At 50.0% G+C, this 21,421-nt stretch carries 24 protein-coding genes; 13 read left to right on the top strand and 11 right to left on the bottom strand.

Annotation, left to right across the window (positions count from 1 at the left end; all coding sequences use genetic code 11):
- Positions 1–5 precede the first annotated feature (5 nt).
- A complete protein-coding gene (locus tag E4L36_RS13205; protein WP_136680983.1) occupies positions 6–1,664 on the bottom strand; it encodes a FecR domain-containing protein in 1,659 nt (552 codons plus the stop codon).
- Between the two features lie 246 nt (positions 1,665–1,910).
- A complete protein-coding gene (locus E4L36_RS13200) occupies positions 1,911–2,225 on the bottom strand; it encodes a hypothetical protein (RefSeq protein WP_136680982.1) in 315 nt (104 codons plus the stop codon).
- Between the two features lie 111 nt (positions 2,226–2,336).
- Here E4L36_RS13200 and E4L36_RS13195 point away from each other — a divergent pair, with 111 nt between their 5' ends.
- Positions 2,337–2,783 carry a flavodoxin domain-containing protein gene (locus E4L36_RS13195; RefSeq protein WP_136680981.1) on the top strand — a complete coding sequence of 149 codons (447 nt, stop codon included), beginning with the start codon at positions 2,337–2,339 and terminating at the stop codon, positions 2,781–2,783.
- Here the strand turns inward: E4L36_RS13195 and E4L36_RS13190 are convergent.
- From E4L36_RS13190 to E4L36_RS13180, 3 genes are all read right to left on the bottom strand, one after another.
- Positions 2,778–5,429 carry an EAL domain-containing protein gene (locus E4L36_RS13190; protein ID WP_136680980.1) on the bottom strand — a complete coding sequence of 884 codons (2,652 nt, stop codon included), beginning with the start codon at positions 5,427–5,429 and terminating at the stop codon, positions 2,778–2,780. The genes E4L36_RS13195 and E4L36_RS13190 overlap by 6 nt on opposite strands.
- Positions 5,430–5,491: 62 nt before the next feature.
- Entirely contained in the window at positions 5,492–6,229 is a 738-nt protein-coding gene (nfsA, locus tag E4L36_RS13185) for an oxygen-insensitive NADPH nitroreductase (protein ID WP_127692334.1), read from the bottom strand.
- Between the two features lie 10 nt (positions 6,230–6,239).
- Positions 6,240–6,830, bottom strand: coding sequence for an alpha-ketoglutarate-dependent dioxygenase AlkB (locus tag E4L36_RS13180; protein ID WP_136680979.1), 591 nt, complete (start codon positions 6,828–6,830; stop codon positions 6,240–6,242).
- Between the two features lie 157 nt (positions 6,831–6,987).
- Here E4L36_RS13180 and purU point away from each other — a divergent pair, with 157 nt between their 5' ends.
- The 4 genes from purU (at position 6,988) to E4L36_RS13160 (ending at position 9,963) form a co-directional block, all read left to right on the top strand.
- Entirely contained in the window at positions 6,988–7,842 is an 855-nt protein-coding gene (purU, locus tag E4L36_RS13175) for a formyltetrahydrofolate deformylase (RefSeq protein ID WP_136680978.1), read from the top strand.
- 102 nt (positions 7,843–7,944) lie between these two features.
- Complete coding sequence (locus E4L36_RS13170) at positions 7,945–8,352, top strand: CBS domain-containing protein (protein WP_136680977.1); 408 nt, start codon at positions 7,945–7,947, stop codon at positions 8,350–8,352.
- Between the two features lie 56 nt (positions 8,353–8,408).
- Positions 8,409–9,251 (top strand): DnaT-like ssDNA-binding domain-containing protein, encoded by an 843-nt coding sequence (locus E4L36_RS13165; protein WP_136680976.1) that lies wholly within the window; start codon positions 8,409–8,411, stop codon positions 9,249–9,251.
- A complete protein-coding gene (locus tag E4L36_RS13160; protein ID WP_240770726.1) occupies positions 9,169–9,963 on the top strand; it encodes a replication protein P in 795 nt (264 codons plus the stop codon). Before E4L36_RS13165 ends, E4L36_RS13160 begins: the two co-directional genes overlap by 83 nt.
- A gap of 56 nt (positions 9,964–10,019) precedes the next feature.
- On the opposite strand, the gene E4L36_RS13155 is transcribed toward E4L36_RS13160, so the two are convergent.
- Positions 10,020–11,063 carry a DUF3549 family protein gene (locus E4L36_RS13155; protein ID WP_136680975.1) on the bottom strand — a complete coding sequence of 348 codons (1,044 nt, stop codon included), beginning with the start codon at positions 11,061–11,063 and terminating at the stop codon, positions 10,020–10,022.
- Positions 11,064–11,288: 225 nt separating this feature from the next.
- Here E4L36_RS13155 and E4L36_RS13150 point away from each other — a divergent pair, with 225 nt between their 5' ends.
- From E4L36_RS13150 to rarD, 5 genes are all read left to right on the top strand, one after another.
- Entirely contained in the window at positions 11,289–12,014 is a 726-nt protein-coding gene (locus E4L36_RS13150; RefSeq protein ID WP_127692341.1) for a DUF1538 domain-containing protein, read from the top strand.
- On the top strand, positions 12,011–12,835 hold the full coding sequence (locus E4L36_RS13145; protein WP_136680974.1) for a DUF1538 domain-containing protein: 825 nt from the start codon (positions 12,011–12,013) through the stop codon (positions 12,833–12,835). Before E4L36_RS13150 ends, E4L36_RS13145 begins: the two co-directional genes overlap by 4 nt.
- The gene (locus E4L36_RS13140) at positions 12,825–13,175 is read left to right on the top strand and encodes a P-II family nitrogen regulator (protein WP_127692343.1); all 351 of its coding nucleotides are present in this window, start codon (positions 12,825–12,827) and stop codon (positions 13,173–13,175) included. The genes E4L36_RS13145 and E4L36_RS13140 overlap by 11 nt, the downstream gene beginning before the upstream one ends.
- Positions 13,172–13,570, top strand: coding sequence for a CBS domain-containing protein (locus E4L36_RS13135; protein WP_136680973.1), 399 nt, complete (start codon positions 13,172–13,174; stop codon positions 13,568–13,570). Before E4L36_RS13140 ends, E4L36_RS13135 begins: the two co-directional genes overlap by 4 nt.
- 193 nt (positions 13,571–13,763) lie before the next feature.
- Positions 13,764–14,699, top strand: a complete 936-nt coding sequence (rarD, locus tag E4L36_RS13130; RefSeq protein ID WP_127692345.1) for an EamA family transporter RarD — start codon at positions 13,764–13,766, stop codon at positions 14,697–14,699.
- 55 nt (positions 14,700–14,754) lie between these two features.
- Here rarD and E4L36_RS13125 read toward each other — a convergent pair whose 3' ends face one another.
- Together E4L36_RS13125 and E4L36_RS13120 are read right to left on the bottom strand one after the other, a co-directional pair.
- Positions 14,755–15,081 carry a YqcC family protein gene (locus E4L36_RS13125; protein WP_127692346.1) on the bottom strand — a complete coding sequence of 109 codons (327 nt, stop codon included), beginning with the start codon at positions 15,079–15,081 and terminating at the stop codon, positions 14,755–14,757.
- Positions 15,078–16,433 (bottom strand): 3-deoxy-7-phosphoheptulonate synthase class II, encoded by a 1,356-nt coding sequence (locus E4L36_RS13120; RefSeq protein WP_136680972.1) that lies wholly within the window; start codon positions 16,431–16,433, stop codon positions 15,078–15,080. Before E4L36_RS13120 ends, E4L36_RS13125 begins: the two co-directional genes overlap by 4 nt.
- Positions 16,434–16,556: 123 nt before the next feature.
- On the opposite strand from E4L36_RS13120, the gene E4L36_RS13115 reads away from it, so the two are divergent.
- Complete coding sequence (locus E4L36_RS13115; RefSeq protein WP_127692348.1) at positions 16,557–16,946, top strand: carboxymuconolactone decarboxylase family protein; 390 nt, start codon at positions 16,557–16,559, stop codon at positions 16,944–16,946.
- Between the two features lie 13 nt (positions 16,947–16,959).
- On the opposite strand, the gene E4L36_RS13110 is transcribed toward E4L36_RS13115, so the two are convergent.
- The 3 genes from E4L36_RS13110 to E4L36_RS13100 all read right to left on the bottom strand — a co-directional run bounded on the left by E4L36_RS13110 (position 16,960) and on the right by E4L36_RS13100 (position 20,116).
- Positions 16,960–17,874 carry a LysR family transcriptional regulator gene (locus E4L36_RS13110; protein WP_127692349.1) on the bottom strand — a complete coding sequence of 305 codons (915 nt, stop codon included), beginning with the start codon at positions 17,872–17,874 and terminating at the stop codon, positions 16,960–16,962.
- Between the two features lie 88 nt (positions 17,875–17,962).
- Positions 17,963–18,865 carry an ornithine carbamoyltransferase gene (gene argF, locus E4L36_RS13105; RefSeq protein ID WP_127692350.1) on the bottom strand — a complete coding sequence of 301 codons (903 nt, stop codon included), beginning with the start codon at positions 18,863–18,865 and terminating at the stop codon, positions 17,963–17,965.
- A 48-nt stretch (positions 18,866–18,913) separates the two neighbouring features.
- On the bottom strand, positions 18,914–20,116 hold the full coding sequence (locus tag E4L36_RS13100; RefSeq protein WP_127692351.1) for an aspartate aminotransferase family protein: 1,203 nt from the start codon (positions 20,114–20,116) through the stop codon (positions 18,914–18,916).
- 280 nt (positions 20,117–20,396) lie between these two features.
- On the opposite strand from E4L36_RS13100, the gene grxD reads away from it, so the two are divergent.
- A complete protein-coding gene (gene grxD, locus E4L36_RS13095) occupies positions 20,397–20,732 on the top strand; it encodes a Grx4 family monothiol glutaredoxin (RefSeq protein WP_127692352.1) in 336 nt (111 codons plus the stop codon).
- A 77-nt stretch (positions 20,733–20,809) separates the two neighbouring features.
- Positions 20,810–21,412: a peroxiredoxin C gene (locus E4L36_RS13090; RefSeq protein WP_127692353.1), complete on the top strand. Its 603-nt coding sequence runs from the start codon at positions 20,810–20,812 to the stop codon at positions 21,410–21,412.
- The last annotated feature ends 9 nt before the right edge of the window (positions 21,413–21,421 follow it).

Below are 21,421 nucleotides of genomic sequence, written 5' to 3'. Positions count from 1 at the left end.
ACATCCTAGAGGAAGATGGCTACAGAGAAGATTCCCCACAGAATCATTGGTAAGAAGTTTTCGATAGGGACATCAATCTTTTGTGGGCTTGTCCAAGCGCCCGCATAATTGTCATTGTCAAAGCCACGAACACGCATGTAATAGTTACCAGGTTCTGGCTTCTGTATCTCGGCATCAGCACTGTCAGAGCGTGTATCAACAATGATATTTTCAAACGCTTTGTCAGAGGCTATTTGCAACTGGAAATACTGCGTATTTGGATCTGGTTGCCAAGCTAAGCTGATCTGATCTTCGCCAATCGATGGCTCTGCTAGCTCGGGTGTTTTTGGTACAGGCTTTACATTGATCGCTGTGCTGTAACCGGCCGGGCCTACTTTACCCTCATCTGTAATGCTGGTAACGCGCCAGAAGTAATTGCCTTCTTGAACTTGCTCAAGTGTCAGTGAAGTATCAGACACCGTCGTGGTTGTAACGATCTTTGTAAAGGCTTCATCGGCTGCTAACTCGAAGCGATAGCTGTCAGCATCTTCAGGCTCCGTCCAGACAAAATCTACTGGGCCAGAATAAAGCTTATCCTTAGTGCGAGGTTTTTGGATCACTGGCGGAAATGGGCGAGCATCAATAGTAAATTGTGCGATGCTCTCGTTGCCCTGCAACCCTTCGGAGTCTGCGCCCCTTACGCGCAGCCAGTATACGCCGTCTGCTAGCGCGACAGGCAGGTTAGCCTTGTTTGCAGGCCCAATAGAGTCCAGTACTAGGCTGTCAAACGTTTCGCCCTCAGATACTTGCGAACGGTAAGCAACAGCTCCGTTGATTTTGTCCCACTGCAGCTTTGCAGGCAGATAACGAACCGTACCCAGCGCAGGTAGTTGAGGCGCGTCGAGAAGCTTTTTCGGCGGTTGAATCGGTGTATCTTTCTGGGTGATCACACCATACGACTGAGGAATATAACGCGAACCAACGGCGTTACCGACTTCGATCTTTCCTTGGGTAACCTCGGCTGCGGTTTCGTCACCGTCGGCACGCACTCGATACACGGTACCTCGCGTGGTAGCGAAAGCGGATGGTGTTTCGATAATAAAACGAGAGTTATCTGTTTTGTTCGGGTTTGCTCGAATCTCTGCTTCGCCCTCTTCCAGCTCAACATTGATATCGATAACTTTGCGTTGCGCGCCAATAACGGAGGAACGCTTGATCACCAGCTCGCTATCTGGCGTCAGCAAAACTTTGGACTTGTCCTCAAACTCAATGAGTGCACTGGAGTTTGCACTCGTCAATAGGCGATCGCCCTCGGCCAGTGTGAGTGAATCCGTTAGAGCTTCACGCGTGCTACTTCCATTGCGCTGGATCTGGACCTCACCGGAAACGGTGAGTAAGTCGACTTCTGCGTTGCGCGTTTTCACTAAAGAGCGTGGAATGCGCAGTGTTGTACCAGCTGCCATTAAACGGTCGTTACTTACATTGTTTAGCTGCGTGATCTCTTTCCAAGCGCGCCAATCCGTTAGCATTTCATGAGCAATCTTCCAGACGTTATCGCCAGGTTGCATCTCGTACTCCCAAAACTCCTGCTCTGCGTGGAGCGGGGTGCTCATTGCTGCTAAAAGAGCGGTAGTGAGTGAGTAGGAGAGGGCTTTGCGGTTAACTGTCCTAAAAAAAGAACTCATAGTGTTTTTGCGTCCGTTACAAAACAAATTTGGATTATTCTAGCGGTAATTACGCATTATTGCGACAGCCAGAACTCGGGTAGCTACGCTATTTAAAGGCGGCTTTGGCGATGTCTAAGTTAGTAGGCTTTACGGCCACGGGTAGTGTTCCTTAAGCAAATTTAAACGAATGTTTTAATTTGCTTAAGGGGTAAGCTCCAGTGAGCTCGATTTAATGTTTGTTTGTTCCTAAAAGGATACGGTTTATTATTTGTTGAGTGACTTTTGCGCGGCTAAGTAGCGCGGCATTGGGCCAATATCCTCATAAATATTCTCTCCATCTTCCACTCTAATAACATGGGGGCCAGGCACATAAGGCATTTGTTGTTCTATTTCGTTGAGTGAGGTGTGGAGCAGAGCGGTAACAACTTCATCGAGAGATAAGTTGTAGGTGCTTGCGAGCGCCTTCAAGCGAATATGATCGGCGGTATTAATGGTACATGTTAACGCTTGTTGATCCTCTTTAGTGGCCGCTTGTTCTTCCCATTGCTCGAGCAGTTTTGCGAGAGGTGTATGTGCCATAAGTCTGATCCTATGTTAATCCAGCACTAGCTTCAGTTTAGATTGCATCAAGGGTTTCGCAACTAAGCCTCTCTTGCTATAACGGCAACTCAGTTATTGAGGAAGAATGAAATGGCCACTTTTACAGTGATTTACGGGTCAACGTATGGCAGTGCGAAAACGGCTGCTTTAGATATTTGCGACGAGCTTACCGCGCTTGGGCATGATGCTAAGTGTTTGCATAGCCCAACTGCCGAGTCGGTAGCCGGTTCAGCCGTTGATTGCTTGGTGGTTACGTGTGCCACGATCGGCATGGGTGAAATACCCAGCAACTTAATGCCTCTGTTTTGCGAGCTGAAAGATACGCTGCCCCAGTGCGAAGGGCAGCGCTATGCGATGGTTGCATTTGGAGATAGCTCGTATGAGACCTTTATCGAAGCTCCGCTACAACTTGAGGAGTTACTCCATGACATGCAGATGAAGCCGGCCATTGAACGTTTGGTGATCGACGCCACCGAGGTCTCTGATCCAGAAGAGCTCATCATCCCTTGGGTTAATAGCCTGCTCGATACGCTATAACGCGATGCTGATTTGCTGCTGTAGCCAAAGATTCATTTGAGCCACTGACATAGGGCGGCTGATTAAATAGCCTTGTAACTGATCGCAGTTTTCCCGGCGTAAAAACGCTTGTTGCTCATAGGTCTCAACCCCTTCAGCACATACACTGAGGTTGAGGCTGTGACTCAGTGCGATGACTGCGCGAGCAATTGCTTCATCGTTTGGGTCTTCGGGTATATCTCTAACGAGAGACTGATCAATTTTGACCTTTTGCACAGGCAGCATTTTCAGGTAGCTTAGTGAGGAGTAACCAGTGCCAAAGTCATCAAGAGCTATCCGCACGCCAAGTTCACGGAGCCTCTGCAGAACGGGCTGGGCTGCGTTAGCATGTTGCATCACCATGGTCTCGACAATCTCTAATTCGAGAAGGTCACGGGTTAGGTGTGAATCTTTTAGGAGTCTCTCGACGAGCTCTACCAACCCGCCGCTCAAGATTTGAGGCCCCGCGATATTAACCGCGATACGGAAGTTAGGAAATCCTGACTGACGCCATACAAGAGCCTGCTTAACGGCTTGCTCGAGCACCCAGTTTCCCACGCGTGTCATGAGTCCTATCTCCTCTAGGATAGGAATAAACTGGCCCGGAGAGATCAGTCCTTCTGTGGGGTGATTCCAGCGTAATAGCGCTTCAGCGCCTGATATTTTGCCGGTTAACGCATCGATTTGCGGCTGGTAGTACACCTCGAACTGTTCACTCTCAAGCGCGTTACGCAGCGCAGGTTCTAGCCGAACCCATTGCTCTATGCGCTCAGTTTGCTCTGGTTGGTAGCATGCGTATTTGTTACGCCCCCCGGATTTGGCCTGATGCAGAGCGGTATCGGCATTCTTTATCAGTGTTTCGCTATCAAAACCATGCTCGGGGAAGAGGGATATACCGAGGCTTGCCGTGGTAAAGAAGCTACGTCCGCCAAGCTCAAACGTACACTCCATTGCATCAACGACTTGCATTGCGATCTTTTCGGCGGCACCGAAGTGAGCACACTGCTCTACAAATATCGCAAACTCATCGCCGCCAATGCGGGCGAGAATGGCTGTTTCATCGAGAGTTTCTTGCAGCCGCCTCGCGACTTGGATCAGCAGTTGGTCGCCCTCTTGGTGGCCCATTGTCTCGTTGACATGTTTAAAGCGGTCGAGATCGATCATTAGCACAGCGCAGTGTTGCGCATCAGATGCCGTATCAATAACGTGATCGACGAGCTTTTTAAAGAGCTTGCGGTTAGGGAGGTCGGTTAACGCGTCATGGTGTGTGAGGTGCCGGAGTTTCGCCTCCGATTCTTTGATATCTGTTACATCCGCCGCAACAATAACAAAATGAGTCACTGCTTGTTGCGCATTATAGACTGCGTTGATGTTCATCCACTGGGGGTAGCTAGCGCCACTTTTGCGGCGATGCCAGACCTCTCCCTGCCAATGGCCGACGCTGCGTGCGTGCTCGAAGATAGCATCGATTTGCTGCTTTGAGGCGGTGTTACTGCTTAGCAGGTGCGGCGTTTCTCTTAATAACTCGGCACGGCTGTAGCCTGTCATTTCGCAAAAGGCGCGATTGGCATCCACGATTTGACATAGATGGTCTGTAACCACGATCCCCTCAGTTGTCGACTGGAAGGCGATCCCAGCAAGTTCGAGCTGAGCATGTGCTTCTTTCTCTCTAGAGATATCTAGCAGAATGCAATTGAGGGAGTGTAATTTACCGTCTTGGCGCCACTCAGGTGTTGCAGCAAGATGGACCCATTTAAGTTGATCATTCCCATCGGTAACACGGCACTCCACAGACCAAGGTGCAGATGCTGGGTTCTCCAAGTGCTTAAAGATACGCTGCTGATCCTCGTGGGGAACACGTTTCCAGACACTATTAAAGTTGCGGTAGGCTTCATCTGAGGTCACGCCGCATAACGCCTCTATTCCCGAACTAACAAACGAGAAGTAGGGCAAACCTTTGGGGGTAAACTCCGCTTGCAGGACAACTCCTGGTATCGATGCCGCAACATGAGAAAAGCGTTGTTCTGATGCTTTCAGATCTCGGGAGCTAATATGCTGGTTCAGTGCGATGCTGCACAGATATGCGGCTGTTTCTAGCGTACGCGCTTCTATCGGTGACGGTTGTTTTGACGTCTCAAAGAGAATACCAATCGCGCCAGAGGGGTGCTGATTCGCATCATGTAGTGGGTAAGCCCAAGCGGATTCGACGGCCAGAGTATCAGCAATAGCTAATGAGTCTTTCCATCTAGGATCCGTTCTAAGGTGCGAACAAAACACTGGTTGATCGGCGAAGACGGCGGTGCCACAAGCTCGCGACTTAGGCCCCGGTACGACTCTTCGAAAAAGCTCTCGATGTGAGCTGTCTATGCTCGGCGCACACTTCAGGTTCAGTTGGCCTGTAACTGGGTGTAGCAGCATCACATAACAGTAGCTCCCAGCGATCAATGCTTCGATATCCTGACAGATACTGTGAAGTATCGTTTTTATGGGCAGGTTTTGGGTGATATTTCCCAATTGGTCGCGCTGCAATTGCAGGAGCCTATTGAGCTCCTGCACATTGGGTTGACTATCGCTACTGCGCGACGGTTCCGGTAGCCATGATGGTACCTGATCCTCGGTTACTTCCATGTTGTCCCATAAAATTTGTGGTTACTGAGTTAGAGTATAGACATTTTATGGCCGAGCAAAGGCTACTTAAGAAGATACCCCTTCTCTTTCAGGAACGGCAGCATATGCGGGCGAGCCTCTTTTACAAGCATGCCTGAGATTTGCTCAGTCCAACTCATATCTTTTTGGCCACCGGTTCGGGTTTTGTAGTACTCCCGAATCACCTCGTCATACTCAGCTAAGTGAGCTTGATCGTCAGTATCGGTGTAACGGTCTGTTTTGAGCACGACAGGGAGGGGGAGACGAGGCTTAACCTCTGGGTTTTGATCGGGGTAACCCAAGCACATACCAAATACCGGATAAACTAGCTCAGGAAGCTCCAATAGCTCACTGACCGCAGCGATATTGTTGCGCAGGCCGCCGATGTAAACACCGCCCATCTCAAGCGATTCGGCAGCGACGATAACGTTTTGTGCGAAGAGTGCACAGTCTGTTGTGGCGGTGATGAACTGCTCGGTAAAGCCGCTTTGCATCGGAGCATCATGCATCTGACAAGCCAGTTGATGGCGCTTCATATCCGCGCAGAACACCAAAAATACAGGAGCTGCAGCCACATAAGCTTGGTTACCGGCGAACTGTGCTAATGCTTGGCGTTTCTCAGCATCAGTGACATTGATAACCGTACACGCCTGGATAAAGCTCGATGTCGCGGCTGCTTGGCCTGCCTGGATGAGCGTGTGCAGGTCGGATGTTTCGATCGGTTGATCAGTAAAAGCGCGAATAGAACGGTGAGCATTGAGTAGGTCGATGGTAGCGTTCATTGCAATTCCTTTATCGAATATAGCGAAATGTTAAATTGTAGCGCTCTTGGTGCACTCTTTTTGAGGCGGGAACAGAGTGTTGCCAAAAGTGCTGCGTTGTTCCTGCCATCAATAGCAGTGAACCGCTGGTCAGGGTTAGGTCCACTTTTTCGCAGTCCTTCATCGTTTTGTGGCGTAAAACAAAGCGCCGAGCCTCGCCGAGGCTGATTGATGCAATCACAGGGTTTTGGCCGAGTTCGGGCTCGTCATCACTGTGCCATCCCATCTTATCTTGGCCATCGCGATAGTGATTGAGCAGTGCACAGTTGAAAGGTGTGTCGCATCGCCGACTGACGGTATTACGCAGCCTATCTAGAGGGGGCGGCCATGCGGCAGCATTGAGCGTTAGCTTTGAGTAGCGATAGCTAAGACCATGGTCGCCAATGAAGGCTTGGCGTCTGGGAATAAAGTGCTCTTTGCCAAACAGGTTGATCTTATCAATACGCCACTCAATGTCGTGGCGTAAGCTATGTAAGAGATTCTGTTGCTCATCAGCGTTTAAAAAGTCACGCCATAAATAGAGCGAAAGGTCAGGGCCGCAGATCAGTTCAGGTTTTTCCATATTGCCATCATATCATGCGGCTTCGGAAGGTTGTGTCACTGATGGCCGCGACGCTTAAAGCCTGTGTTATAAGGGTTTTTGCTGTTATGATGTTGCGCTTTGAGTTTTGCTGATCGCATAGCAAAACGTCCAAGTTTGACTAAGAGTGGATAAGAAAATGGAACGTCGCTTTCGACTGGTGTTATCGTGCCCGGATCGTGTGGGTATTGTCGCAATGGTTAGTAACTTTATTTCCAGTCACGGCGGCTCAATTAAGGATGCCAACCAGCACTCTGATCCAACGACAGGTTGGTTTTTCATGCGTGTGGAAATTGGCGCAGCATCGTTACCGTTTGATATCGATGCCCTGCGCGAAGCGTTCGATCCGATAGCGCAGTCATTTAACATGGACTGGCATATCTCAGACTCAGCGCAACCGCGCCGCGTTGTTCTGATGGCGAGTAAAGAATCCCATTGTTTGGCGGATCTTTTGCACCGCTATCACGACAAAGAACTCGATTGTGAGATCGTATGTGTCATCTCTAACCATGATGACCTGCGCAAAATGGTGGAGTGGCATGACATTCCTTACCACCATGTTCCGGTGGACAAAGAGAATAAGCAACCGCATTTTGATAAAGTCAGTGAGTTGATCGAGAACTATCAAGCGGATGTGATCGTATTGGCTCGTTACATGCAGATTTTACCTGCAGATGTATGTGAAGCTTATGCACGCCGTGTGATTAACATCCACCATAGCTTCTTGCCGTCTTTTGCGGGCGCCAAGCCTTACCATCAGGCGCATGAGCGGGGCGTGAAGCTTATCGGAGCAACCTGCCACTATGTGACGGAAGATCTCGATGCCGGGCCGATTATCGATCAGGATGTGATTCGTATTAGCCACCGTGATCTCCCCGAAGAGATGGTTCGCCTTGGCCGTGATGTCGAGAAAAATGTGTTGTCACGTGGTCTGCGTTGGCACCTAGAAGACCGTATTCTCGTGCACGGCAATAAAACAGTGGTCTTTAACTAAGATCCGGTATCAGCGAAAATAATATTGATCTAATATGGAAAAGGTGGGGCTACTGATCGCATCGTAGTGTGATCACTCCACCCGCTAAGATGGAGAGTATTCATGCTTAAGTCCGTAAAAGTTCAAGATTATATGGCGACAGGTCTGGTAACTTTTCGCCCAGAAACAGATCTCTTTGAAGCGATCAATCTGTTGCTGGAGCATCGTATCTCAGGAGCGCCGGTAACCGATCAGCACGGCGTGCTGGTTGGCTTGCTGTCTGAAGTTGACTGCCTGCGTGCTATTCTGACGCTCACCTATCATGAAGAAGAGGTTGGTGGTCAGGTTAAAGATTGTATGACAACTGACGTTGAAACGGTGGCGCATGATGCCAATATCGTTGAAGTCGCAAAACTATTCATTGATAAAGGCCGTCGCAGGATGCCGGTGATTAATGATGGTAAGTTAGTTGGGCAGATCAGCCGTCGCGATGTGCTGCGTGCTGTTGAAGAGTTTGCTCAACATATCTGATGCTTAGGCAGCAGCTAGGGAGAGGCCGCTGTTGTTAATGGCCTTTTGGTAGGTGTATGTCGATAGTTATTCCAGAAAAGCCCCACTTGCTCTACCCCTCGCATATTCAATTATTAGGTGTTGAAGGGGCTTTACTGTTCAGTCTTTGCTACGAGGCGCTGAGTACTAAGCGCTCAGACCGCTTAGGCGCTCGTGTACAGGTTTTACCCGCCACTCAGTGGCAGCAGCTCACTGCTTACTGGGAGCCTCAGCGTGTTCACGAGTTGGTCGCGCTGTTGGTTGATAAGCGCGCTTTGAGCATTACATTGCACAGTAATGGTTCGGTGACGCTGGCGGATTTTTCTGAGTCAGCTCCCCCTGCTGAGCCCAACGAACCTCCTCGTGAAGCGCTTGATACACTTCCTGTTGTGGATGTGCTCCCGCCACCACCGCCTAGGCCCTTGCCTTCCCGGAACAATATGCGTGAACGGGGGCCCGCGCCAGCATTTGGTGGCAGCCTTGGTTGGAATCGACAAAAGGACGAGTTACAGCAGCTCTTTGATCGCCACGAGGAGCGTAACCAGCAGCTACATAAGATGGAGCTAAATTGGCGGCCATCGGAGATGTTTTTTTCGATGTTACCTCGTCACCAAATTCCTGCAGAGTTTGTTGAAGGTTGTATCGATGAGTTCACCCTTTACTATATCGATAAAGACCGGCGCGAGAGCAACTGGGATCAGAAGTTCTTAGCATGGGTGAAGCGCGAGTGGGTTCAGAAGCAGAGCCGTGATGCTCGTGAGCAGCAAAAAGATAACTCAGGATATTCAGGTAATAAGCATGAAAACCCCCGCAGAGATACTCGCGAGAAACGCAAACGGGTTACAGCAGCCATCATGGATATCAAAGACACCGACTGGTAACTCAGGCCAGCCATCTGGCTCGGGGCGCCAAATTGGTGTTGAAACCAAGGCGATGGTCAATATGATCTTCGCAAGGTTTATGGCGATCTACGGCCACAAGTTTAAGAGCTGCTTTGAAACAGAAGATGAGATTCGGATAGCCAAACGAGAATGGGCCCTCTCGTTATCAGGGTTTAGCGAAGCGCAGCTCGTTGCTGCGGTTGACCGCTGTAAAGAAACCTTGGCATGGATGCCGTCGATCTCAGAATTTCTGGCCATTATCGACCAGTTGGATGGCGGCGATGGTGTGCCAACGGTTTGGGACGCCTATGTTGAGGCGTGCCGATATGCGGGCCAGCCCACGACAGCGAACTGGTCGCACCCTGTGGTCTACCATGCCGGCAAAGAAACCGAGTGGTTTCGATTGCGTACGCAGGAAGAGCGCGAGGTGTTTCCGGTATTCCGTTACCATTACGACATGGTTAAGCGCCGTTTTCACAGTGGTGAGCCGCTTGAAAAACCTTCCGCGCGTGCGTTAGAAGATAAGCGCGAGCTAACGGTATGTGATGTTGTTAAAGCATTTGGTGATAGCAACAATATCTCGCAAGAGGTAGCGGCGTCGCTGCTTTACTATCTCACGAAGCCCGAGGGCTCAAGATCGCGGGCAAATTACCGTCATAAATCACAGCAAAAGGCAGACGAGTTAGGGTTAAGTGTTAAGCTGCCCGATTAGAGTGGTAAGCGTAAAAAAGGCACCGTGACACGGTGCCTTTTTGCTTTTAAGTCGTGTTAGCTGAATTTCTTTCCGAACATGGCGCCAACCGCCTTGCTAAGTGCTTCGCTGCGGTTTTCATTACGGAACTGTTGCAGTACCAAAATACGCATGACCGGAATAAACATCAGGTCAGCGAGAATGCGTGAAAATCCTGCTTGTCCTGCTTCCGAAACGGCGAGCCGCTCAAGATATAGATGTAGTAGTTCGGGGTGCTGTAGTGACTCGTTGCAGCGTGTTGCGATAGCGGCCATCACCTCTGCACTTCCTTGATATTGGGAGTTTAAAGTCAGCTGCAGGGCTTCAGAGCGCAGCGTATCGCTATGAGTGTTGGATAGACCCCTGAGTAGCGCCGCGACTAAGCTCGCTTGCTCGGGTTCAGCGATTGCTTTTTTAAGCCGGGCGAGCAGCGCTTCAGCGATCTTATGGTCAGGCTTGGAGTGCTCCAAACAGGTGGCTAGCGCAACCAAAGGTTCGCTAGGTATGTTTGGTATTGCGTTAAGCAGATAGTGCTGCTGTGATTCTAGGTCAGCGACCAGATCAGCAATGCCTTGGTAACCCACGCCTGACCACTGATCCCAGCCTAAATCACCACTGAAATACGCTTTTGCACCCGCTAAAAACTGGCTCGCAGGCTGCTGTGTAATGTGTGCGGCGACGGCATGAAACATCGCCATCTTCTCTTGATCGGGCGTGAAGGAGAAGGGGTTGTCCTTGAGTGCATCGTTAGCTTCGGAGATCGCGTTGTTATCCAGCATTTGCTGGATGTTCTGCATTAAACGACCCAAGAAATCATCACGTACCGCTTGTACAAGAAAGCCCTGCTCATCCAGTGGGAACTTCAGAAACCAAACCACATTTTGCTGCTTATGCTTTGGGTTCCACAACATGAGTGCGAGCCAAGCATGGTGTAAATAGGGTGTTGGGTAGGGGATAAGGCCTTGCTCGAACTTATCGAACTGGTCAGTGGTCAGCTTGCTGATACGTCGTCCCATATCAAAGATTCGAAATTGAGCACCACTTTGTTGGAGCAGTTCACTGATACTGGAAAGTTGCGTCATCGATACCTCAGCAAGAAAGTTAAACCAGACAAAGACGCTAAGTTTACCAGTATTAGTAGGTTGCTTCAGTGCTTCTTGAGTCGGGTTTATTGCAAAAACATGACAGGTGGAATGTGATTTGGATCAAGCCGATGTGAACTAGCAGCACGAAGCTGAGTGTATCGTTGCAATGTGAACTAAACTTATCGAAGAATCAATTGCTTAGATATATTTCAACGGAGACGAATGATAGCGCTTTTTCACTCACTTTTAGGTAGCTTACGTGACTTGGCTCCTATTGTTGTGGTGATCGGTTTCTTTCAGATTGCGGTCCTGCAACAACCTATTCCCGACTTCGCCAATCTTATTGTAGGCCTTGCTTGTGTCACACTCGGGTTAACCTTTTTCATCTATGGCCTAGAACTCGGGCTGTTTCCCATTGGAGAATCCATGGCGCAGGCTTTTGCGCGCAAAGGGAGCGTCTTTTGGTTGCTGACATTTGCGTTTGCTCTGGGCTTTGGCACGACCGTAGCAGAGCCTGCGCTCATCGCCGTAGCTGCTGAAGCTGCACGTATCGCGGCGCAGGGCGGCATGATTGAAACCACCGAGCAGGCGCAAGCGGATTATGCGACGGGTCTGCGGCTAACCGTAGCCGTTTCTGTAGGCTTAGCCATCGTGCTAGGTGTATTACGGATTCTCAAAGGTTGGTCGATCCAGTACATGATTATTGGTGGTTACGTGTTAGTGGTATTGATGACGACGTTAGCGCCACGCGAAATTATCGGTATTGCATATGACTCAGGCGGTGTTACAACCTCAACGATTACTGTGCCCTTGGTAACTGCGCTGGGTGTCGGGCTGGCTTCCTCTATTAAAGGGCGTAACCCCATGGTGGATGGATTTGGGCTGATAGCATTCGCGTCACTGACGCCGATGATCTTTGTGATGGGCTATGGAATGGTGATTTCATGAACCAGCTACTGAGTGACTTTTTTAGCGTCTTCTTCGCTACGATTCAGGATGTTTTGCCGATTGTTGTGATCATCTTTGGTTTCCAGCTGCTTGTTATTCGCCGACAGATTCCAAGGTTTAGCAAAGTCCTAATTGGTTTTGCTTATGTGTTGATAGGCCTAACGCTCTTTCTACTTGGGCTTGAAAAAGCACTATTTCCGATAGGGCGCTTGATGGCTGAGCAGTTGACCAATCCAGAGTTCATTCGTGAGTGGTCCGGGAGTTTAGATCAATCTACTGCACTGCATTGGAGCGATTATTACTGGGTCTTTTTATTCGCCTTTGCGATTGGTGCGAGTACGACCATTGCAGAGCCTTCGTTAATTGCGGTGGCGATTAAGGCAAATGAAGTATCCGGTGGTGCGATCGGTGTCTGGGGGCTGCGATTAGCCGTGGCACTGGGTGTGGCTGTCGGCATCGCATTAGGAACATGGCGCATTGTGACGGGGTACCCCATCCATTGGTTCATTATCGCCGGCTATATCGTTGTGGTGATCCAAACTACGTTTGCGCCTAAGCTCATCGTGCCGTTGGCATATGACTCAGGTGGCGTGACCACCTCCACAGTTACCGTTCCATTAGTGGCTGCGTTAGGCCTTGGCCTAGCGGAAACAGTACCGGGGCGCAGTGCGTTAATTGACGGTTTTGGCCTTATCGCCTTTGCAAGCTTATTCCCCATGATATCGGTGATGGGATACGCGCAGATTACAGAATACTTAGCTGCCCGCGAGAAACAGAAACGCGTGTTGGCTGAAAACGAGGGAGTGAATAATGCACTTTAAGCTACTGGTTGTATTTGTAGAGGATAGCAAGACAGATCTTGTCATGAAGGCGGCACGAGACGCGGGTGCGACAGGGGCGACGATAATCAATAATGCCCGCGGTGAGGGTGTTAATCGAGCCAAGACGTTTTTTGGTCTTTCGCTAGAGACGCAGCGTGATGTACTGCTATTTATTGTTGAGGAGCATTTAAGCCGCAAGATCCTCGAGACGATTAGCGCCGCAGCTAAGTTTGATGAAGAACCGGGGCAAGGCGTGGCAATACAGATCGATGTCGAAGATGCGGTAGGTGTTGGGCATCAAATAGAGAAACTGACGGCCTTTGTGGAGGACGAAATATGAGTACAGAGCGTAATCTGGTGCGCGTTGCGGATGTCATGATGCAAGACTACGCCATGGTTGACGGGCTGATGTCGGTAAAAGATGCGTTGCGTATCTTCAAAGAGGAGAAGGCCTCTTTGTTAATCGTGAAAAAACGAGATGCGGATGACGAGTTTGGTTTAGTTTTGCTATCTGATATTGCGAAAGAGGTGCTCGCTAAAGACCGTTCACCAGGGCGTGTGAACGTGTATGAAGTGATGGCGAAACCGGTGATCAGCGTCGAGCCGCGCATGGATGTGCGCTACTGCGCGCGTCTGTTTGATAACTTCGGCTTATCGACTGCGCCGGTTATCGAGCAGGGCCAAGTGGTGGGTGTTGTTAGCTACAATGAGATTGTACTAGCGGGCTTACAGTAATACTCCTCTGGCAGGTGGGTAAGCGTACTCGCCTGCCAATTCCTCCCTCTTTGACCTCTTCGGTGAAATCACCTCATTCGACAATATAATCTGTTCTTATATCTATTTTAGATAAACTGAATTGACCTGCTCGAAGCGATCGGGATAATGCGCGTTCCTGTTTTAACTACGACCATTTTCCTAGTTTTCGCTCATGAATCTATCTCATCTTCTCCAAGGTGGATTGGCTTGGACAACGTGCGCTTATGTTGTTTGGGGCTTGATCCCACTGTTCTACCAGCATTTGAAAGGCGTTGATGCGATGGAGATCTTCGCATTTCGCGTGTTGTGGTCGGTACCGCTGATGGCGCTGCTGCTGTGGATAACATCAACACCGCTGCGTGTTTTTCGGCTGCTAATGGAGCCACGCTCCTTCGCATGGCTGTTTGTATCGACTGCCTGTATATCGACCAGTTGGTATTTGAACACATGGGGTGCCACTAATGGCCAAGTTTTGATGGTGAGCTTGGCGTTTTTTCTTACCCCGCTGGTGAGTATCTTAGTGGGTGTTTTCTACCTGAAAGAAACACTAACACGGCTGCAGCTAGTGGCTTTATTGTTCTGTGCAGGTGGCTTTCTCTACGCCTGTTTGAACCTTGCGAGCTTCCCTTGGTTAACGGTCGGTATCGCAGTGGCTTTTGGTGGTTATGGCATCATCAAAAAACAGGTCCGTATCGATACACTTAATGGGCTTGCGGCTGAGTCCTTGCTCATGGTGCCGTTTGCGGTGTTCTATCTTATCGGCAACGCCGGTCAGACGCATTGGGAGCAGAGCGAGCTTGATACACAGATTTTACTGATGTTAACGGCTCCGATGACGATACTGCCGCTCGGATTGTTTGCCTTTGGCGTTGCCCGGCTGAAGAACCTCTCGACGATTGCCATCTTACAGTATATCGAGCCCACACTTTACTTTATGTTGGCTGTCTTCGTATTTGGTGAGGTTATCGATCAGGAGCGGCTCACAACCTTTGTTTTGGTATGGATCGGCTTTGTGGTGTTTAGCTACGATGCGATTCGTCGGGCAAAGCTGGCGCGACGGGCAAGCCGCATTACACTTGATGAGCCAGCAAGCAGCGGTGCTGCTTGAGTTGCCAGAATAAAAAAGGCCGCATATTTAACGCGGCCTTTTGAGTTGATACGGTTTAGTGGGGCGTGCGTAGACAGTTATCGAGATCTAAAAAAAGTTTCGCCAAACGGCTGGTTTCAACCGGTTCAAGCTTAAGTGCCTCTTCTGCCATTGAGTAGATATCGCTGTTGCTCGGTAATGGCATACCTGCGGCGAGCATCTGTTCAAAGCGCGGTAGCATAATCCACTGCACCCACTCACAAAACGTCAACGTGTCTACGCAGAAAGGTTGCTGGCTAGCCATCGCTTCAGCAGATGGCGGAGTCGCTTGCCACAGCTTCTTAGCCTGCATCTCCGCTTTTATTTGGCTGAGTACGCCGCTTAGTTGGTCGTGGTGACTCATGCTTTACCTTTTGCAGCTTTCATCGTTTCAGCGATCAGGAATGCAAGCTCAAGCGCTTGTTCACCGTTTAGGCGTGGATCGCAGAATGTGTCGTACTGGTCCGCTAGCCCCTCTTCGGTGATCTTAAATGCACCACCAATGCACTCGGTTACGTTGTGGCCGGTCATCTCTAGGTGTACGCCACCGGCGTGGGTACCCTCAGCCCGATGAATCTCAAAGAAAGCACGAATCTCAGCCAAGATCGCTTCGACGCTACGTGTTTTATAGCCACTCGACGCTGTGATGGTGTTGCCGTGCATCGGGTCTGAACTCCACACAACGTTGCGCCCCTCTGCTTGAACTGCGCGCAGTAGAGCAGGGAAGTGGTCGGCAATTTTCTGAGCGCCCATACGTACGATGAGTGTGATGCGGCCCGGCAAGTTGTTTGGATTTAGGGTATCAAGCAATTGAATAAGGTCTTCTGGGCGAGTTGTTGGGCCCACTTTGATACCGATAGGGTTTTTCACACCCCGCAGGAACTCAACGTGTGCATGGTCGGGTTGGCGAGTACGGTCACCAATCCACAGCATGTGAGCAGAGCAGTCATACCAGTCATTTGAAATGCTGTCTTGGCGTGTCAATGCTTCTTCATAGCCAAGCAGCAGGGCTTCGTGAGAGGTATATAACGTGGTTTCTGAAATTTGCGGCGTATTATCCGATGAAATACCGCATGCTTTCATAAACTCAAGCGTTTGGCTGATTTGATCAGATAGGTGCTGGTACTTTTCGCCCAGTGGGCTTTTCTCAACAAAGCCAAGGTTCCAGCGATGCACCTGATGCAGATCCGCGAAACCACCTTGTGCAAAAGCGCGCAGTAGGTTGAGTGTCGACGCCGCTTGATGGTAAGCCTTGAGCAGGCGCTCTGGATCTGGAGTGCGGGCATCCGCGGTGAACGCGATGTCGTTAATGATATCACCGCGGTAGCTTGGCAGCGCAATACCGTCTTTGGTTTCAGTATCTGATGAGCGTGGCTTCGCGAATTGGCCCGCCATGCGGCCGACTTTCACCACGGGGCTTTGGCCAGCGAAGGTCATAACGATGGCCATCTGCAGAAGAACCTTAAAGGTGTCGCGGATTTTGTTGGCGTTAAACTCGCTAAACGTCTCAGCGCAGTCACCGCCTTGCAGCAAAAACGCCTCGCCCTGAGAAACCTGAGCTAGTTTGTCATGTAAAGAACGAATCTCGCCTGCAAACACCAATGGAGGCAGTGCAGCCATCTCCTGTTCAACCGCACGAACCTTTTCAAGATCGGTATAGGCCGGTTGTTGTACAATGGGTTTGCTTCTCCAGCTGCTTGGTGTCCAGGTTGTCATGGTGCTCATCTTACGTCTTTAGGTTTAAATGAGAGACCAGTGTAAGGAATCGGTACTGATAAACAAGAGCTGTTAATGGAAAAGCACCGTTGTTTTTATGTACTCGTTGATAAGAGAGGGACTATGTCACAGCAAGATTATGAAAACGGCCTTCGTGTTCGCACAGAAGTCATGGGTGAGGAGTTTGTTAGCCGCGCCATGGAGCAAACAACACCACTCACAGAGCCTGTGCAATCTTGGATAAATGAGCATGCATGGGGATCAACGTGGCAGCGTGATGGGTTGCCACGCAGTACGCGTAGCTTGGTGACGATAGCAATGTTAGCAGCGCTCAAAGCGCCAGCCGAACTAAAGGGCCATGTGCGTGGCGCGTTGCGTAACGGCTGCACGCCGCAAGAGATTCAAGAAGTACTATTACACTCTTTTGTATACTGTGGTGCGCCAGCGGCTCAAGAGGCGTTTCGTGCGGCGAAAGAGGTGATTGAAGCGTGGGAGGCAGATCAAGGCGCCTAGCGCGCCCTGATTTCTACGCTGATTTAATGCCAGCGAGCGTACTGAATGAGACCTCTTTCGCAGTGCTTAAGAAGTCGACCATAAATTCAGCGTTACGCTGGTCTTCGCGAATGGCGGCATAGAGCGTACACCATACGCCTTTCTCGCCTAGCGGTTTGGCAGTAACGTAATCCCGTTGCAAGAACTCATGTAGTGCCCAGTTTGGTAGCGCCGCCACACCACGGCCACTGGCGACCAACTGAAGGATCATCAGTGTCAGCTCTGCGGTGCGAATGGACTCCGGTTCCACCGCTGCAGGATCTAAAAAGCGCGTAAAGAGATCAAGACGATTCTGTTCAACGGGATAGGTGATAACCGTCTCTTCTGCTAGGTCTTGAGGCTGGATATAGCGTTTCGTGGCTAAAGGGTGACGTTTGCCCACTGCCAACAGAGACTCGTAACTAAATAACGGTATGTAAGCGATGCCGGTGCGCTTCTCTGGATCGGAGGTTATGACTAAGTCGAGGTCGCCGCGCGCGAGGGCTGGCAGCGGTTGAAAGGTGAATCCGCTGGCCAGGTCCATCTCCACTTCAGGCCAGTTCTGGCGAAAGTGATCAATGGTCGGCATTAGCCAGTCGAAGCAGCTGTGGCAATCAATGCTGATATTCAGACGCCCAGCCTCACCGCCCGCTAATCTTGCGATATCACGCTCGGTGTTGCGGATCATGGGCAGTACTTCATCTGCTAGTGTCAGCAAGCGTTGGCCCGCTGAGGTAAAGCAAATAGGTTTGGTTTTACGGATAAACAGTGAACAATTTAACCGGTCTTCCAAGTCCTTGATCTGATGAGAGAGGGCTGACTGAGTCAGGTGTACCCTGTCTGCAGCTTCAACCAAACTGCCTGCATCCCTGAGAGCAGCGAGCGTTTTAAGGTGTCTGAGTTCAATCATGCCTCTATCCTAAACCTGTCCGCCTACGTCTGAGTTAATTCTCAGTGTAGACGGAAAAGGCGGTTCTTCGCGAGTCTTTTTAGCAAGCTTAGCTCGCCAGAAACTCCATCAGTGCCTTTTGTGCATGTAGGCGATTCTCCGCTTCATCAAACACAACAGACCACTCAGTATCTAGCATCTCTTCACTGATCTCCTCACCACGGTGGGCTGGCAGACAGTGCATAAACAAGGCGTCTTTGTCCGCTAGGCTCATCAGTGCAGGGTTGACTTGGTAGTCGGCAAAGAGCTTCAAACGTGCTTCTTGCTCATCTTCTTGGCCCATCGATGCGAATACATCGGTCACCACTAAGTGCGAACCCGCTACGGCATCTTTGGGGTCGCGCATCACGTTGACACGGCCTTGGTGCTTAGCAAGTAACTCGCTGTCTGGCTCATAGCCTTGTGGGCATGCCACGTTGAGGGTGAAGTCCAGTAGCGCGGCAGCGTTAATATACGAGTTACACATGTTATTGCCATCGCCAATCCACGTCACAGTTTTCCCTTGGATATCGCCACGATGCTCAAAAAAGGTCTGCATGTCAGCCAGTAATTGGCAGGGGTGATACTCATCTGTGAGAGCGTTGATAACAGGTACTTTTGAGTATTCTGCAAACTTCTCGACGATATCGTGCCCGAACGTACGGATCATGATGATGTCGACCATGCTTGAGATAACACGCGCTGAATCTTCAATCGGCTCGCCGCGGCCTAGCTGAGTATCATTTGAGGACAAAAACATAGCGTGGCCGCCAAGCTGCGCCATACCTGCTTCAAATGAAACCCGAGTACGAGTGGATGACTTTTCAAAGATCATCGCCATCACTTTGCCTTCGAGCAGTTTGTGAGGCGTACCTTCGTGTTGCATCTTTTTGAGCTCGCTAGCGCGAGAAATAATCTGCCTAAACTCTTCAGGTGTTAAATCCTGGAGTGTCAAAAAATGTCTAGTTTTCATAATCCTATCTACGCCGCCCGGACGGGCGGCTCCGTGTAGCATGGTGTGCTATTTTCTAGGTTTAGAACGCTCGTCAGCTGCGTAAATCTTTATCAGCTTGGTTAGCGTATTGATCAGAAGGTCGGCTTCTGTATCCGTCATGGTCAAAGGTGGTAGCAAACGAATGACTCGGCCACCGCCGGTCACGTTAAGCAAAATGCCTTTCACTTTTGCGAGGACAGCAAGCTCGGTGCCTGCCTCAGTTAACTCGATAGCAAGCATTAAGCCTTTGCCACGAATCTCTTTGATGTAATCCATGCCCTCAAGCTGGTCTTTGAAACCTTCTAGTAGGTGTTGACCGAGTGCTTCTGCGCGGGCGCAAAGGTTCTCTTTCTCGATCGTTTCCGTCACAGCTAATGCGGCTGCACAAGCCAGCGGTGTGCCGCCAAATGTGGAACCGTGGGAGCCGGGCGCAAAAGTTTCTGCTGCGCGGCCTTTGGCGATGCAAGCGCCAATCGGGAAGCCGTTACCCAAGCCTTTGGCTGTAGTGACCACATCTGGTACAACAACTGTGTGTTGATAAGCAAAGTAACGCCCGGTGCGGCCATTACCTGTTTGTACTTCGTCCAGCATTAGAAGCCAGTCTTGCTCATCGCAGATATCGCGCAGATCTGCTAGATAGTTAGCGTCTGGGATCTGGATACCGCTCTCACCCTGAATTGGCTCAACGAAGATCGCCACAACATTCTTGTTGTTTGCAGCAATCGATTTAACGGCTTCGACATCGTTAAATGGGGCGCGGATAAATCCCGCCACGAGAGGTTCGAAGCCCGCTTGAGCGGCTCTGTTGCCTGTGGCACTCAGCGTTGCCATGGTGCGGCCGTGGAAGGCTCCTTCCATAACGATAATTGCTGGATTCTCGACGCCTTTGGCATGGCCAAACTTGCGTGCGATTTTGATAGCTGCTTCGTTAGCTTCGGCACCGGAGTTGGCAAAAAATACCTTATCTAAGCCGGAGAGTTCCGTTAAACGGGCGCCGAGTTGCTCTTGCAACGGGATCGAGTAAAGGTTTGAAGTATGGACCAGTTTACCCGCTTGCTCTGAGATGGCTTGCGTTACTGCTGGGTGAGCATGCCCCAAGCCGCACACTGCGATACCAGACAAAGCATCTAGATATTTGTTGCCGTTGGTATCGTATAACCACGACCCTTCGCCTCGTTCAAAACTAACGGAGAGGCGGTTGTATGTGTTCATAAGTGGCTGTTGAGACATCTTTTTTCTTACTCCCTACAACGCAAAAAGGCAGCTTGAGCTGCCATCCTAGTATTAGCATTCTATTGTGAGCTATGCGGTTTCGCAACTTTCCGCACCGCCTATGAATGATGGCCTTGAAATATGATGAGGTAAACACCATAAAAAGTTGTAGAACATTTTTTGATGCGCCTAATTCTTGCCGTGGATTTTTAAATGTACCCGAGTAATTTACTTGGTTATGTGTTAGAGTCCACAGCATTAACTTTTAGGTGAAGCAGCGAGACAAGAAGGTAGATAGATGAGCAGCGTAGTTGACACTATTAAAGAACAAATCGATAACAACGAGATCCTTCTTTATATGAAGGGCACACCGCGTTTTCCGCAGTGCGGCTTCTCTTCACGTGCTGTACAAGCGTTGATGAACTGTGGTGAGCGCTTCGCATTTGTGAATATTCTTGAGAATCAGGATATCCGCGCTGAGCTACCAAAGTACGCAAACTGGCCAACGTTTCCTCAGCTTTGGATTAAAGGTGAATTGGTTGGTGGCTGCGACATCATCTGTGAGTTAGCAGAGACGGGCGAGCTGGAGCAGATGGTAAAAGCTGCTGCGCCGCAAGATGCAGACGACGCGTAATACAAATTTGATCTTTGTGTCGTTTAATATTTAGGCGACACGCTACTTAAAACAACGGAAGATATCGGAGAAGATAAATGGGCGTTCTAGTTGGTAAACAGGCTCCTGATTTTACAGCACCAGCAGTATTGGCGAACGGCGAAATCGTTGACACGTTCACACTGTCTGAAGCAATTAAAGGGAAAAAGGCGGTTGTATTCTTCTACCCACTGGACTTCACGTTTGTATGTCCTTCTGAGCTATTGGCTTTCGATCACCGTATCGAAGAGTTCAAAAAGCGCAACGTAGAAGTTATCGGTGTTTCTATCGATTCTCACTTCTCTCACAATGCATGGCGTAACACGCCTGTAGACGCAGGCGGTATCGGTCCAGTTAAGTACACGCTGGTTGCTGATATGACACACGCAATCTGCCAAGGCTACGATGTTGAGTCTGAAGGCGGTGTTGCATTCCGTGGCTCTTTCTTGATCGACGAAGACGGTCTGGTTCGCCACCAAGTTGTTAACGATCTGCCATTAGGCCGTAACGTTGACGAAATGCTGCGTATGGTTGATGCTCTAGCATTCCACCAAGAACACGGTGAAGTGTGCCCAGCTGGCTGGCAGGAAGGTGACAAAGGTATGGTTGCATCCCCTGAAGGTGTTGCTAAGTACCTATCTGAAGAAGCAGACAACCTGTAATTTCGTCTT

This window comes from Neptunomonas sp. XY-337 (assembly GCF_004959845.1).
Classification (GTDB): Bacteria; Pseudomonadota; Gammaproteobacteria; order Pseudomonadales; family Balneatricaceae; genus Neptunomonas; species Neptunomonas marina.
The sequence above is the reverse complement of the archived record's forward strand: the minus strand, read 5'-3'. Positions and strand labels throughout refer to the sequence as shown.

Bases quoted from the DNA above. Each gene is read 5' to 3' on its own strand.
- E4L36_RS13090 (WP_127692353.1), top strand. From the start codon at position 20,810: ATGGGCGTTCTAGTTGGTAAACAGGCTCCTGATTTTACAGCACCAGCA.
- E4L36_RS13145 (WP_136680974.1), top strand. From the start codon at position 12,011: ATGAACCAGCTACTGAGTGACTTTTTTAGCGTCTTCTTCGCTACGATT.
- E4L36_RS13135 (WP_136680973.1), top strand. From the start codon at position 13,172: ATGAGTACAGAGCGTAATCTGGTGCGCGTTGCGGATGTCATGATGCAA.
- E4L36_RS13195 (WP_136680981.1), top strand. From the start codon at position 2,337: ATGGCCACTTTTACAGTGATTTACGGGTCAACGTATGGCAGTGCGAAA.
- E4L36_RS13200 (WP_136680982.1), bottom strand. From the start codon at position 2,225: ATGGCACATACACCTCTCGCAAAACTGCTCGAGCAATGGGAAGAACAA.
- E4L36_RS13125 (WP_127692346.1), bottom strand. From the start codon at position 15,081: ATGAGTCACCACGACCAACTAAGCGGCGTACTCAGCCAAATAAAAGCG.
- E4L36_RS13155 (WP_136680975.1), bottom strand. From the start codon at position 11,063: ATGACGCAACTTTCCAGTATCAGTGAACTGCTCCAACAAAGTGGTGCT.
- E4L36_RS13110 (WP_127692349.1), bottom strand. From the start codon at position 17,874: ATGATTGAACTCAGACACCTTAAAACGCTCGCTGCTCTCAGGGATGCA.
- argF (WP_127692350.1), bottom strand. From the start codon at position 18,865: ATGAAAACTAGACATTTTTTGACACTCCAGGATTTAACACCTGAAGAG.
- E4L36_RS13160 (WP_240770726.1), top strand. From the start codon at position 9,169: ATGAAAACCCCCGCAGAGATACTCGCGAGAAACGCAAACGGGTTACAG.
- E4L36_RS13120 (WP_136680972.1), bottom strand. From the start codon at position 16,433: ATGACAACCTGGACACCAAGCAGCTGGAGAAGCAAACCCATTGTACAA.
- nfsA (WP_127692334.1), bottom strand. From the start codon at position 6,229: ATGAACGCTACCATCGACCTACTCAATGCTCACCGTTCTATTCGCGCT.
- E4L36_RS13165 (WP_136680976.1), top strand. From the start codon at position 8,409: ATGTCGATAGTTATTCCAGAAAAGCCCCACTTGCTCTACCCCTCGCAT.
- E4L36_RS13150 (WP_127692341.1), top strand. From the start codon at position 11,289: ATGATAGCGCTTTTTCACTCACTTTTAGGTAGCTTACGTGACTTGGCT.
- E4L36_RS13115 (WP_127692348.1), top strand. From the start codon at position 16,557: ATGTCACAGCAAGATTATGAAAACGGCCTTCGTGTTCGCACAGAAGTC.
- rarD (WP_127692345.1), top strand. From the start codon at position 13,764: ATGAATCTATCTCATCTTCTCCAAGGTGGATTGGCTTGGACAACGTGC.
- E4L36_RS13190 (WP_136680980.1), bottom strand. From the start codon at position 5,429: ATGGAAGTAACCGAGGATCAGGTACCATCATGGCTACCGGAACCGTCG.
- E4L36_RS13140 (WP_127692343.1), top strand. From the start codon at position 12,825: ATGCACTTTAAGCTACTGGTTGTATTTGTAGAGGATAGCAAGACAGAT.
- E4L36_RS13180 (WP_136680979.1), bottom strand. From the start codon at position 6,830: ATGGAAAAACCTGAACTGATCTGCGGCCCTGACCTTTCGCTCTATTTA.
- E4L36_RS13100 (WP_127692351.1), bottom strand. From the start codon at position 20,116: ATGTCTCAACAGCCACTTATGAACACATACAACCGCCTCTCCGTTAGT.
- grxD (WP_127692352.1), top strand. From the start codon at position 20,397: ATGAGCAGCGTAGTTGACACTATTAAAGAACAAATCGATAACAACGAG.
- E4L36_RS13205 (WP_136680983.1), bottom strand. From the start codon at position 1,664: ATGAGTTCTTTTTTTAGGACAGTTAACCGCAAAGCCCTCTCCTACTCA.
- E4L36_RS13170 (WP_136680977.1), top strand. From the start codon at position 7,945: ATGCTTAAGTCCGTAAAAGTTCAAGATTATATGGCGACAGGTCTGGTA.
- purU (WP_136680978.1), top strand. From the start codon at position 6,988: ATGGAACGTCGCTTTCGACTGGTGTTATCGTGCCCGGATCGTGTGGGT.